Here is a 13,684-nt window from a genome sequence, read left to right on the forward strand (position 1 = left end):
GAGAACGTAAAAGGCGTGTGAGATTTCTCCACTCGCAATTTCTATCGAAATTCCTCGGTCGAAATGACGTAACTGGTGGAGGATAACAGAGGAAAAGCCCTTGGGTGTGAGAACGTAAAACCCCTGTCAGATTTCCCGCCCCTTCCAAAAATCCCATAAAAAAAAGACGCATTTTTGCGTCTCTTTTTTTTATACTTTTGTGCCGCAATGGGAACAAAAATGGTCTTCTTGGTCGAGGATTCTTCCACAGTTGTGGCATACTTTTTGGTTGGTTTGCCGATAGTCGTTTAGGGGGGTTAAGTCTTGGATGGATAGTTTTCGGTTTCCTTTTTTCCATTCTTTTGCTATTTTTGGATCGAGTCCATAGACTTCGCCGCAACAGCTCATTCGGACAAAGTATCGACGTCCAAAGGAAAAAAGGGGTATAATAAATAAGTGAAAAACATTTGCGATGGAGAAGACTTGAAATTTCCCATACTTTCCGCAGTGGTCGTGGATAATAAGTGGGTGTTCTCCTGTGTGTTCGGTTTGTTTTTGGTTTACGTAAAAAAAGAAAAACATAGGGACTCCTTTGGGGTTTATTTGTTGTTACTATAATAGTATATCGATTATTTTGGAGGTTGAAAACGAGGATGCAGAAATATTGGAAGAAATTTTCCTTTATCTTAGGATTTCTTTGTTTGGGACTATTTTTGAGTGGTTGTTCTGAGGAGAAATCGGAGGATAAGGTAAAGATATTGGCAACGACGACGGTTGTTGGGGATGTTGCGAAACATTTAATTGGAGATGAGATTGAGGTGGATGTACTTATGGGTCCGGGTGTGGATCCTCATGGGTATACGCCGACGGCTCGGGATGTGGATCGTATTTTGGAGAGCGATTTGGTTTTAGTTTCGGGTCTTCATTTAGAGGGAAAGATGGGAGAGGTTTTCCAGGGTTTGGAGAGAAAGGGCGTTGGCGTTTATGCGTTGACGGATGGAATTTCTCGGGAGAAACTTTTGGAGGAGGCTCCGGGTGCTTATGATCCTCATGTTTGGTGGGATCCTGTTTTGTGGGCGGATACGATTCTTCCTTTGAGTGAATATTTAGGGGAGCAGTTCCCTGAGTTTCGGGATTTGATTTATAAGCGTGGGGAGATGTATCGTGAGGAAATTTTGAATTTGGATGCGGAAAATCGTGAGAAGATAGAGACGATTCCTAAGGAGAGACGGGTATTGGTTACGGCTCATGATGCGTTTTCTTATTTTGCTCGGGCTTATGGTTTTGAGGTTTGGTCGATTCAGGGTTTGAATACCAATGATGAGGCGGGGGCTGGTAAAATGGATTCTTTGGCGGCTTCTTTGGCGGAGAGAGAAATTCCGGCGATTTTTGCGGAGAAGGGTCTTTCTGTGAAGAGTGTTGAGGTTTTGTTGGAGGCAGCCCAGGGATATGGCTATGAGGCGAAAATTGGCGGACATTTGAACAGTGATTCTTTGGGCGAGGATGGTTCTGGCGAGGAGAATTATGTGGGAGCGGTTCGTGGAAATGTGGAGCGTGTTGTTGTTAGTTTGCGAGGTGAGAAATAGTGCTTGGTTTGGATACGGTAGTTCATGTGGAGGATTTGACGGTTGCTTATGGTGAAAAACCGGTTCTTTGGGATGTGGATTTGCACATTCCTAAAGGAAGGATGACGGCGATTGTTGGGCCGAACGGAGCGGGAAAGTCTACGTTAATGAAGGCGATTTTAGGCGTGATTGATAGAACCAGTGGCTATGTTGAAATTTTTGGGGAAGAGGTGGATCAGGTGAAGGGAAAGATCGCCTATGTTCCTCAGTCGGGTTCGGTGGATTGGGATTTTCCGACGACGGTTTTGGACGTGGTTATGATGGGGACCTACGGGAAATTGGGCCTTTTTAAGAAACCGGGAAAAAGGGAGAGAGATTTGGCTCTTTCGGCGTTGAAAAAGGTTCGTATGGAGGATTTTGTGAATCGACAAATTTCTCAGCTTTCAGGGGGTCAACAACAGCGTGTTTTCTTGGCTCGTGCTTTGGTTCAGGAGGCGGATATTTATTTTTTGGATGAACCGTTAAAGGGTGTGGATCTTCGTACGGAACATACGATTATGGAAATCTTAAATGGTTTGCGTGATGAGGGGAAAAATGTTTTGGTGGTTCACCATGATTTGAAGACGGTGCCTACGTATTTTGACGATGTGGTTTTGTTAAATGTTCGCGTGTATTACGAGGGACCGGTAGAGGAAGTTTTTACCAACGAAAACATTCGGGAGACTTTTGGTACGGGAAAAGAGGAAGTGTATGTTTAGTATTTTTCCGATGTCCTATACGTTTACGGTAATTTTTGGGGCTACGATTTTGGGGCTTCTTGCGGGACTTATGGGAACTTTTGCTTTTGTGCGAGGGGAAAACTTGGTGGGGGATGCGATTTCTCATTCGGCTTTGCCGGGGATTGCTTTGGCCTTTATGTTATTTCCTTCTCGTAATATTTTTATTTTGACCATAGGTGCGGCGGCAAGCGGCCTTTGTGCCATGGGAATTATTTTGTTGATTACTCGTCTTTCCAAGTTGAAGATGGATACGGCTTTGGCTATGATTCTTTCGGTATTCTTTGGAACGGGGATGGTTTTTATGGGAATTATCCAGAAACATTTTGGGGCAGAGCAGGCTGGAATTGAGTCGTTTATTTTTGGGCAAGCGGCGGCTTTTATGCGTAGTGATTTGCTTGTGGTCCTTGGTGCGATGGTTGCGATTTTCCTTTTGGTTGTGATTTTTTTCAAAGAGTTTCAGTTGATTTCCTTTGATTTTGGATTTGCGGAGTCTTTGGGTTTGCCCGTTGGAAAGTTGGAGCTTTTATTAAACGCCATGTTGATTGTGGTCATTGTCATCGGATTGCAAACCGTTGGGGTTGTTTTAATGAGCGCCTTATTGATTGGGCCTTCGGCAGCTTCTCGCTTGTTAACCAATAATTTTGTGAAGATGATTGGTTTTAGCAGTTTAATTGGAGCGTTGAGCGGCGGTTTGGGAGCGTTTTTGAGTATAGAATTTTTGCTCCCTACGGGGCCAACGATTGTTTTGGTTCTTATGGTTTTGGTTATTTTGACGTTAACCTTTGCACCAAAAACCGGTTACATTTCAAAAAAATGGGAACAAAAGGCCATGGCGAAATTTGTTCGCAAGGAGTCCATTATTCGTCATATTTTGGAGTTACAAGACGGGGAGGGTTGGACTTCTTTGGAACTTTTGCAGGAACATAGAAAGTTTACCCATTGGCCAGCGGGGGAGTTGGATAACCGTTTGGGTGAGCTGGTTTCAGAAAAGCGGATTGAAGAATCGGCGGGACGTTACCGATTGTTAGGGAAAGGAGAAATAGAATGAGTGCTTTTTTACAAATTCTTTTGATTTTGGTGGCCGTTTCTATTTCTTGTAGCCTTTTGGGGCCCTTCTTAGTGTTGAAAAAAACGGCGATGATGGTAGATGCCATTTCCCATACGATTTTGTTGGGGATTGTGTTGGCGTTTTTCCTTGTGAAAGATTTGAACTCACCCCTTTTAATTTTTGGAGCGGCTTGTATGGGTTTGATTACGGTGTATTTGATTCAGTGGTTGCGAAAAACGGGTTTGGTCGATGAAGATGCGGCCATTGGGATTGTATTTCCTCTTCTTTTTTCCGTGGCGATTTTGTTGATTTCCTTAAAGGCCAGTAACGTTCATTTGGACGTGGATACGGTTTTGTTGGGGAAAGTTGAAATTGCGCCTTTGGATTTTCTTATGATTGGAGGAAGGGATTTTGGTGCAAAGTCTATTTACACAAGCCTTTTTAATGTTTTGTTGAATTTGCTTTGTATTGGGATTCTCTTTAAGGAGTGGAAAATTTATTCCTTTGATCCAGATTTGGCCAAGGCGATGAATTTGCCGTATTTTTGGTTGGAGTTATTGTTTATTCTTTTGACTTCTGTTACTTCGGTTATTAGCTTTTCTTCTGTAGGTTCCATTTTGGTGATTTGCTTAATGGTAGGACCGGCAGCCAGTGCTTATATTTTAAGCAAAGATTTGCGAAAGATGATTTTGTTTAGTTTGCTTTACGGAATTTTTGCGGCGGGAGTGGGAACGACCCTTGCTTTTTGGTTGGATTTGTCCATTGCGGGAACTTGTGCCATGGTGACGGGAATTTTGTTTTTGTTGACCTTTTTGTGGGCTCCTGAGGAGGGTTATTTGGCCATTCAAAGGCGAAACTCTCGCCAACGGAGAGTTTTTTCGGAGCTAAATGTTTTGTTCCATTTGAACAATCACAAAAATTCAGAGGAATATGAGATCGAAGCTCATGTGGAGACGATGAACCGACATTTGCGTTTGGAAAAGAGCAAATATGATTCGATTTTGGCGTCCTTAAAGAGAAAGGAAAAAATCGAAATTCGGGAAGAAGTTGTTTTTGTGACGGAAAAAGGGGAGGAGTTTTTACAGGAAAAGGCCCAAGAATTTGGGATTCCTGCAATGAAATAGATGCAGATTTTTCATTCTGTGATATAATATTCCTATAATTTTATTGATTTTATTTAGGAGGAATGTAAATGGAAGACCCGGGCGGGAGTATTTTACCCCAGCTGATTTTTATTGTTATATTAACTGCGATTAATGCTTTCTTTGCAGCGGCAGAGATGGCCATTGTTTCGGCCAATCGAAACAAAATTGAACAATTGGCAGAAGAAGGAAACAAAAAGGCTTTGACTTTATTAAGAATTACGGATGATCAAACTCGTTTTCTATCTACGATCCAAGTAGGGATTACTTTGGCAGGATTCTTTTCTGCGGGTAGTGCGGCTTCTGGAATTTCTACGGAATTAGGAGCTTGGATTGGAAGCTATGGCGTCCTTTATGGAAGAACCATCGCCTTTGTTCTTGTAACGTTTTTATTGTCTTTTTTGACTTTGGTTTTTGGAGAATTGGTTCCAAAGCGTATTGCTTTACAAAATGCAGAGGCTACCGCGTTGAAATCGGCTCCAATGATAAAGTTATTTAGTAAGTTAACGAAACCCTTTGTCTTCTTGTTAAGTGTTTCTACTACATTGGTACTTAAGGCCTTAGGGAAGTATTCTGAAGATGTAGAGGAAAAAATTTCGGAGGAAGAGCTTCGTTCTTATTTGCAAGTGGGACAGCAACAGGGGGTTATCAATGCCAGTGGCCAAGAGATGATGGTCAATATTATGGCATTTGATGATAAGTTGGCGTACGAAATTATGACGCCACGTACTTCGATTTATATGTTGGATTATGAGGAGTTTAGCCCAGAAATTATTGAAGAGATGTTAAATGAGGGCTATAGCCGTGCTCCTGTTTATAGGGATAATACGGACAATATTGTTGGTACTGTTTATATTAAGGATATTTTTGTGGAATATGCGAAGACAAAATACCAACGTATTGATATTGATGCCGTTTTGAAAAAACCTTATTTTGTGCCAGAAACAAAGAATATTGATCAATTGTTGCAAGAATTGCAGGCTTCAAAAAATTATGTGGCCATTTTGATTGATGAATATGGTGGATTTTCTGGGATGGTTACCATTGAGGATATTGTGGAAGAAATTGTTGGAGAAATTGAGGACGAATACGATGATGAAATCATTCCGATTCAAGAAATTGCTCCCAACACCTATATTGTAGATGGATATATGGATATTGATGATATCAATTCCGAGTTGGACATCAATTTGTATTCAGAAAACCACGAGACGATTTCGGGGTTAATGATTGAGCTTTTGGGATTCATTCCAGAAGAGAATCAGCCAAAACGGGAAAAAATTTATGCGACAAACAACGTTTGTTTGACGGAAATGGGGGTTCGGGATAAGCGAATCACCAGTGTGGAAATTAAAATCTTTGATCCAGAAATTTCGGAGGAGTAAGATTGGTTTTGCAAAGTATTTCGGGATATGATATACTTTAATATAATTTCATAGAGACGTTGAAGAGGAGCAGTACCTTTTGTAAGCTGTGTAGAGAGCCTATGGTTGGTGAAAATAGGACAGGGGAGAAAGGGAATCCGCCTTGGAGTTTTTTTAATGAAGTGAATCGCCTTGGCGATTAATTTGGGTGGCAACGCGGGCCTGTCTCGTCCCTTAGTGGATGAGATGGGCTTTTTTTATTGGAGGTAAACATGTTAGATATTCGTTTTTTAAGAGAAAATCCAGAGATTGTTAAGGAAAACATTAAGAAGAAATTTCAAGACGAAAAACTTCCTTTTGTGGATGAAGTCATTGAAATGGATAAGGAAAATCGTCGTGCCAAAACAGAAGGGGACGAATTACGAGCAAAGAGAAATTCTATTTCTAAATCCATTGGTGCTTTAATGGGACAAGGGAAAAAAGAAGAAGCAGAAGCGGCCAAAGGGGAAGTAAAAGAAATCAACAATAAGTTGGAAGAGTTGGAAAAATTAGAGGAAGAGCTTTCTAAAAAAATCAAAGAAAAAATGCAAGTGATTCCTCAAATTATGGACGATTCTGTTCCTGTTGGAAAAGACGATTCTGAAAATGTGGAAGTGGAACGCTTTGGGGAGCCAGTGGTTCCAGATTATGAGGTTCCTTACCATATTGATATTATGGAATCTTTTAGCGGCGTAGATTTAGACAGTGCAAGAAATACTTCTGGTGCGGGTTTCTATTTCTTAAAAGGGGACGTAGCAAGACTTCATTCTGCGATTCTTTCTTACGCTCGCGATTTTATGATTGATCGTGGATATGAATATCATATTCCCCCTTATATGATCCGTTCTGACGTAGTTACTGGGGTAATGAGTTTTACGGAAATGGAAAACATGATGTACAAAATTGAAGGGGAAGATTTGTATCTAATTGGTACAAGTGAACATTCTATGATTGGAAAATACATCAATACCATTACAGAAGAAGCAACATTGCCTCATCGTTTAACAAGTTACAGCCCATGTTTCCGTAAAGAAGTAGGAGCTCATGGCATTGAGGAGAGAGGCGTTTATCGTATCCATCAATTTGAAAAGCAAGAGATGGTTATTATTTGTAAACCAGAAGAAAGCATGAAATTCTATGATGAATTATGGAAAAATACCGTAGATTTCTTCCGTTCTTTGGATATTCCAGTTCGTACTTTGGAATGTTGTACAGGAGATTTGGCGGACTTGAAGGTAAAAAGTGTAGACGTAGAAGCTTGGAGCCCTAGACAACAAAAATATTTCGAAGTGGGAAGTTGTTCTAATTTAGGGGATGCACAAGCTCGCCGTTTGAACATTCGCGTTCGTGGAGAAGATGGCCAATTGTATTTGGCTCATACCTTAAACAATACGGTAGTGGCTCCTCCAAGAATGTTAATTGCTTTCTTTGAGAACTTATTGCAAGAAGATGGAACCGTATTGATTCCAGAACCTCTTCGTCCTTACATGGGATTCAAGGATAAAATTGAGCCTAAGAAATAAGGAATCTTTGTGACAGATGGAAGATTTCATTGACTGAAAATTTTTCATTTGATATACTGTACAGACAAAGGGGAGTAACTATAACATCTTAGTCGTCATTACGGCCTAAAGCCCGGCTAGGAGACCGAATTCCGGTTGTGAGACCTTTGTTCCATCTAGGGACAAGGGTCTTTTTTTGATGGAATCATTCATAATTTAAGGAGGGTTACATGGATTGGTACAAAAAAAGCGTCGATGATGTTTTGTCGGAGCTAAAAACAGATGCCACATCGGGCTTAACGATAGAAGAAAGTGAAAAACGTCTTTCAGAATATGGGCCCAATGAATTGGCAGAAGAGGCGAAAAAGCCTTTTATGAAAAAATTATTGGAACAATTTTTGGATCCAATGATCATTATTCTTCTCTTAGCGGCCATTATTTCAGGGGTTGTAGGAGAAGTGGTAGACTCTATTATTATTTTGGCCATTGTTATTATTAATGCGGCTTTGAGTCTATATCAAGAAGGAAAAGCAGAGGAAGCCATTTCTGCTTTGAAGAAGATGAGTTCTCCTACGGTAAAAGTTATTCGTAGTGGAAAAGTGCAAGAAATCGACTCAACCACTCTTGTTCCAGGAGATTTGGTTGTTTTGGAAACAGGGGATATTGTTCCAGCGGATCTTCGTTTAATTGAAAGTAGCAATTTAAAAATTGACGAAAGTTCTTTAACGGGAGAATCCGTTGCGGTGGATAAAAATGCCTTGGCTTTACCAGAAGGGGAGCAAGGAATCGGTGATCGTGAAAATTATGCCTATAGTGCAAGTATTGTTACCTATGGCCGTGGACGAGGAATTGTAGCCGAAACGGGATTGAAAACAGAAATCGGTAAAATTGCGACATCCATTAGTGCTATGGAAGAGGAACAAACGCCATTGCAAAGAAAATTGGCCCAACTTTCTAAATCTTTGGGACTTTTGGTTATTGGGGTTTGTATTGTTGTATTTGTAGTGGGTCTATTGTATGGCCACGAAACTTTGGGAATGTTCTTAACGGCCATTTCTCTTGCGGTAGCTGCGATTCCAGAAGGATTGCCAGCGATTGTAACCATTGTATTGTCAATGGGTATGGGAAATATGGCGAAGAAAAACGCCATTGTAAAACGTCTTTTGGCCGTAGAAACATTGGGAACAACGACTTATATTTGTTCTGATAAAACCGGTACGTTAACACAAAATGAAATGACCGTAACTCGTGCTTTTGTAGATGGAAAAGAAATTAAAGTTTCCGGTACAGGATATGAACCAAAAGGGGATATTACCTTTGAGGGAAGTGCGGTAACCGATGGCGATTTCCCATCTCTTCATATTATGAGTACGATTGCGACTTTAACCAACGATGCGGACTTAGATCAAGGAGAAAATGGATACCGAATTATTGGAGATCCTACCGAAGGGGCTCTATTGACCTTTGCGGGAAAACAAGGATATGAAGAGTTGGAAGTGGAGAAAAAATATCCACGTCTACAAGAAATTCCTTTTGATTCCGATCGTAAGATGATGACGACTTTCCACGAAAATTTCTTTGATGGAAAAGTTTCCTCCTTTACAAAGGGTGCTCCGGATATTATCTTAAAACGATGCAATCGCATTTCTCTCAATGGAGAAGTGGTAGATTTAACAGAGGATCTGCGAAAAGAAATTTTAGATGCCAACTCTCATTTTGCGAAAAATGCCTTGCGTGTATTGGCGTTTGCTTACAATAATTACGATACAATGCCAGAGGAAAGAACTTCTGAAGCCATTGAAAAAGATATGATTTTTGTTGGTCTTACAGGTATGATTGACCCAGCTCGTCCAGAGGTAAAAGAGGCTATTCGTGAATGTAAGAGCGCAGGAATTGTTCCTGTAATGATTACGGGGGACTATTTGGAAACCGCTGTTGCCATTGCTGATGATTTGGGCATTTTGGCAGAAGGCGAAAACGCCATGATGGGCGAGGAGTTAAATGGAAAATCTCCAGAAGAAATCCAAGAGATTGTAAAAACAACTCGTGTTTTTGCCCGTGTTTCTCCGGAAAATAAAGTACAGATTGTAACGGCATTAAAACAAAATGGCGAAATTGCTGCCATGACGGGAGACGGCGTAAACGATGCGCCAGCCATTAAAAAGGCAGATATTGGGATTGCCATGGGGATTACTGGTACAGATGTAGCAAAAAATACTTCTGATGTCATTTTGACTGATGATAATTTTGCTACCATTGTTGGAGCCGTTGAAGAAGGCCGAATCATCTATGCCAATATTAAAAAATTCGTAACATTCTTATTAAGCTGTAATATTGGGGAAGTTTTGGTTGTGTTGCTTTCCATTTTAATGAATTTGCCAACACCATTCTTGCCAATTCAATTGTTATGGCTAAACTTAATTACAGACTCCTTCCCTGCTTTGGCCCTTGGGGTAGAAAAGGGAGAAGCGGAAACCATGTTGGAGCCACCACGTGATCCAAAAGAACCTATATTGGACCGTAAAATTATTGTTACTTTGGCGATTCAATCCATTGCCATTACCATTGCCACATTGGGAACCTATTATATCGCCTTAGAAACTCACGGATACGAAGGAGAAGGTTTGGTTTATGCAAGAACCATGGCTTTCGGAACCTTGGTATTCTCGGAATTGTTCCGTAGTTTCTCTTCTAGAAGTATCGACGATACATTGTTCAAATTGGGCTTCTTTACAAACAAACGTCTATTGCAAGCCGTAGCGATTAGTGTGGCTTTGACTTTGTTGGTACTCTATGTTCCATTCTTAGAAGAATTGTTCCACTTAACCGATTTAAGTATGAAAGATTGGGCTTTTGTACTTGTGGCTTCTTTGATTCCATTGGTATTGGGAGAAATTCAAAAAATGATTCGCTTCCGTCAAACCCATTAATTGAGAAATCTTGTGTCTTAGGGCACAAGATTTTTTTAATATATAATAATGTGTTAAAATACCGAATGTGAATGTTTTCCAGAAAAAAATATGCTATAATTTACGCAACAAACGATTTCGCAAATTTTACACAAAGAAGGGAGATGAAGCTCGAAATAACAGGTAGGCAACAAAGGAAGGTATAAAGCAAAAGAAGTCATATTATTATTTTTAATTTATGGAGGAAAATTTATGGCAATTATTGATTTAATGGTCACTCTATCCAACTGGTTTTGGGGTGTTCCAATCTTAGTTGTGCTTGTTGGTGGCGGTATTTTCTTAACCGTTCGTTTGGGGTTTTATCAATTTAGATATTTACCATTTATTTTGAAAAATACTTTCGGAAAGATGTTTGCAAAATCAGAAGGGGAAGGTACGGTATCGGCTTTCCAAGCGGCTACAACCGCTCTCGCTTCTAGTATCGGTGCTTCTAACATTGTAGGGGTTCCTGTAGCCATTGCACTTGGTGGACCTGGTGCTGTATTTTGGATGTGGGTAACTGCGTTGGTAGGATGTGCTACGAAATTTACAGAAATCGTTTTGGGAATCAAATATCGTGAAAAGAATGAAAAAGGGGAGTACGTTGGAGGTGCCATGTACTACTTGAAACACTCTAAATTCCCATTCTTAGGCACAGTATTCGCTTTTATGTTAATGATCGAAATCGCACCATCTATTTCAACACAAACTTTAACATTTATTCAAAATGCAGAGCATTTAGGAATTGACAAATACGTTGCTGTAGGCGCCTTCTTAATAGTGGTTGCCTTGGTAGTATTTGGGGGAATCAAATCCATCTCTGGCTTCTGTGAAAAATTGGTTCCAATTATGGCTGGTTTGTATATCCTAGCTGGTTTGGTAGTTATTGCGGTAAATATTGTGGAACTTCCACACGTATTTGGTATGATTTTCTCTAACGCTTTCACACCAACATCTGCCATGGGTGGATTTGCTGGTGCAACAGTAGCGGCTGGTATCCGTAGTGGTTTGGCACGTGGTGCTTACTCAAACGAAGCCGGTATGGGTACAGCGACTATCGCCCACTCTGCAGCAACTGTAGAAATTCCTGCACAACAAGGGATTTGGGCCGTATTTGAAATCTTTGTAGATACAATGATTGTTTGTACCATTACGGCCGTTGTTGTATTGGTTTCTGGCGTTTGGACAGAAATTGGTTCAGATCAAGCAGCTGTAATGCCTGCAATGGCTTTTGGAGAAGTATTGGGACAAAATTTTGGTGGTGCCTTAGTAGCCATAGCCTTGTTAATGTTCGTACTTTCTACTGTAATCGTAATTATCTTCTTTGGGGAAAAACAAGCAGAATTCTTGTTTGGATCAAAAGTAGCGATGGTTGTTCGTGTCATTTACATTTTATTCATCATCCTTGGTGTAGTTCTTGACTTAGGAACTCTTTATAGCTTACTTGACTTTATGTTGGCTCTTGTTATCATTCCAAATATGATTGGTATCTTGACCATGAGTGGAGAAGCGGTAGAAATGATGAAACAATTGTTTGAAAATCCTAAATATTATCCAAAAGCGAAAAAATAGAGAAAAAAAACACTGGCTTAGCCAGTGTTTTTTTGTGTCTAGTTTTACCAAATGTTTAAGGGTTGGATTTTCAATGTGGATTAATTCTTTTGAAAAATTACTCGTTTGCTTAGTATCTTCATGGGATATATATAGAAACATAGGAGACGAGGAGTTGATTCGATCTTTTCGAATGTTTACACAGGATTCGTATCACTTGTCGTAAATTTGGTATCAACGTAAGTTGGCAGAGTGTCCCGTTCATTTTTAAGAAATGCAATCCGTTTGATTATCCAAAAGCATTCCAAATCCTTTGAAAAAGAAGAAAAAGAAATCTTTTAGCTTATGGATAGTAAGCTGACATAAATTGTATCTTAGTGCAGCTAGGATTAGAAGTTGTTCGAAAAGAACCCTATGATGAATGGATCCTTTCTCCAAGAAATTAGATTCAATTTAAATGGTAAGAAGTATTCAAAAAGTTAGGAAGCATTTTTGTGAGAATTAGGAATAGAATGGAGAAATTGAATTCTTAAAAATTGAGAAATACCATGAAAAGATATTCTCGCTAATTTATTTATTTTGTGTTAGAACAAAAGGGAGGTATATATGTTATTAAAAGATAAGGTGGCTATAATTACTGGTGCTACCCGAGGGATCGGTCGTGCTATAGCGGAAGAATTTTTAAGACATGGTGCAATAGTAACGATTTGTGGCTCTAGAGAAGCAACAGTGAGCAAGGCTTTAGAGGAAATCAAAAAAGAGTTTCCAGAATCTAAAGTATTTGGGAAATGGCCTAATTTAGGAAACCCTGAAGAATTGGATAAACTTGCTAAGGAAATTAAAGAAGAATTTGGGTCTTTAGATATAATGGTAAATAATGCTGGTGTAAGTGATGATTCAAAGACTCTTGAAGTTAGTCCTGAAAGATTTAAGAGTGTTATGGATCTCAATGTTAATTCTGTATTTTATGGGTGCCAAGCTGCTGCGAAGATAATGAAAGAGCAAGGATATGGTTGCATCATTAATACTTCATCTATGGTAAGTAAAAATGGGCAACCATCAGGAGTTGCTTATCCGAGTTCAAAATTTGCAGTAAATGGTTTAACGATTTCGCTTGCAAGAGAATTAGGGCCTATGGGTATTAGAGTAAATGCAGTAGCTCCTGGTATTATTAATACAGATATGGTAGAACAATTACCAAAAGAAATGATAGAACCGCTGATCAAGGCGATACCTATGAGAAAAATTGGTGAACCAAAAGACATAGCAAATGGTTGTGTGTTTTTAGCTAGTGACCTAGCTTCATATGTAAATGGTGAGATCTTGCATATTGATGGAGCGATGAGCGTATAATTGAATTTTAAGAAGCTGTTTTTGTTCAGCAAAAAGAGCTTCTTTTTATATGGCATTACATGGTAAGAACCATTTGGTCTTGAAAAAACGTTAATAATGTTTAGAGTATTTTATTTGGGTAAATATTTTTATGTAGATCGTAGCAGAGAGTCTTTATGGAAAATATGGAACCAAAAATCCAATGGGATCGTAGCAAATAATAAATAGCTTGTCCATTTCAATGATGATAGGGTGAGAAACTCACAATTTTACATTTGACAAAGTCCGGTCATAAGTTGATAAAATATATAATTCCATAAATTAAAAAGATAGTTGGTGAAGTTTTTATCCTATATGACTCTGATGAGAAGAATCTATCATAACTCTTGGATACAATTCTCGAAAAAATTAGGAAGTTGGATGCAAGAGGAAAGC

General features: G+C 39.5%; 10 protein-coding genes and 1 other annotated feature. Of the genes, 9 read left to right on the forward strand and 1 reads right to left on the reverse strand.

Translation table 11 applies throughout. The features are described from left to right. Positions 1-189 precede the first annotated feature (189 nt). Positions 190-561 (reverse strand): zinc ribbon domain-containing protein, encoded by a 372-nt coding sequence (locus LQU94_RS00005; RefSeq protein ID WP_230633885.1) that lies wholly within the window; start codon positions 559-561, stop codon positions 190-192. A gap of 119 nt (positions 562-680) precedes the next feature. On the opposite strand from LQU94_RS00005, the gene LQU94_RS00010 reads away from it, so the two are divergent. The 9 genes from LQU94_RS00010 (at position 681) to LQU94_RS00050 (ending at position 13,270) form a co-directional block, all read left to right on the forward strand. After that, a complete protein-coding gene (locus LQU94_RS00010) occupies positions 681-1,565 on the forward strand; it encodes a metal ABC transporter solute-binding protein, Zn/Mn family (RefSeq protein WP_230633886.1) in 885 nt (294 codons plus the stop codon). Positions 1,566-1,573: 8 nt separating this feature from the next. Then, entirely contained in the window at positions 1,574-2,302 is a 729-nt protein-coding gene (locus LQU94_RS00015) for a metal ABC transporter ATP-binding protein (RefSeq protein ID WP_230696342.1), read from the forward strand. After that, positions 2,295-3,371, forward strand: a complete 1,077-nt coding sequence (locus tag LQU94_RS00020) for a metal ABC transporter permease (protein ID WP_230633887.1) — start codon at positions 2,295-2,297, stop codon at positions 3,369-3,371. The genes LQU94_RS00015 and LQU94_RS00020 overlap by 8 nt, the downstream gene beginning before the upstream one ends. Further along, the gene (locus LQU94_RS00025; RefSeq protein ID WP_230633888.1) at positions 3,368-4,495 is read left to right on the forward strand and encodes a metal ABC transporter permease; all 1,128 of its coding nucleotides are present in this window, start codon (positions 3,368-3,370) and stop codon (positions 4,493-4,495) included. Before LQU94_RS00020 ends, LQU94_RS00025 begins: the two co-directional genes overlap by 4 nt. A gap of 68 nt (positions 4,496-4,563) precedes the next feature. Then, positions 4,564-5,898, forward strand: coding sequence for a hemolysin family protein (locus LQU94_RS00030; RefSeq protein WP_230633889.1), 1,335 nt, complete (start codon positions 4,564-4,566; stop codon positions 5,896-5,898). Positions 5,899-5,948: 50 nt separating this feature from the next. Then, positions 5,949-6,115, forward strand: a binding site (T-box leader). Positions 6,116-6,149: 34 nt separating this feature from the next. Beyond that, positions 6,150-7,439, forward strand: a complete 1,290-nt coding sequence (serS, locus tag LQU94_RS00035) for a serine--tRNA ligase (protein WP_230633890.1) — start codon at positions 6,150-6,152, stop codon at positions 7,437-7,439. Positions 7,440-7,648: 209 nt separating this feature from the next. Then, positions 7,649-10,348 (forward strand): calcium-translocating P-type ATPase, SERCA-type, encoded by a 2,700-nt coding sequence (locus LQU94_RS00040; protein ID WP_230633891.1) that lies wholly within the window; start codon positions 7,649-7,651, stop codon positions 10,346-10,348. A 231-nt stretch (positions 10,349-10,579) separates the two neighbouring features. Beyond that, complete coding sequence (locus tag LQU94_RS00045) at positions 10,580-11,938, forward strand: sodium:alanine symporter family protein (RefSeq protein WP_230633892.1); 1,359 nt, start codon at positions 10,580-10,582, stop codon at positions 11,936-11,938. 585 nt (positions 11,939-12,523) lie between these two features. Then, complete coding sequence (locus LQU94_RS00050; RefSeq protein ID WP_230633893.1) at positions 12,524-13,270, forward strand: SDR family NAD(P)-dependent oxidoreductase; 747 nt, start codon at positions 12,524-12,526, stop codon at positions 13,268-13,270. Positions 13,271-13,684: the final 414 nt, after the last annotated feature.

Source organism: Peptoniphilus sp. KCTC 25270 (assembly GCF_021012875.1).
Lineage (GTDB): Bacteria > Bacillota > Clostridia > Tissierellales > Peptoniphilaceae > JAJMZJ01.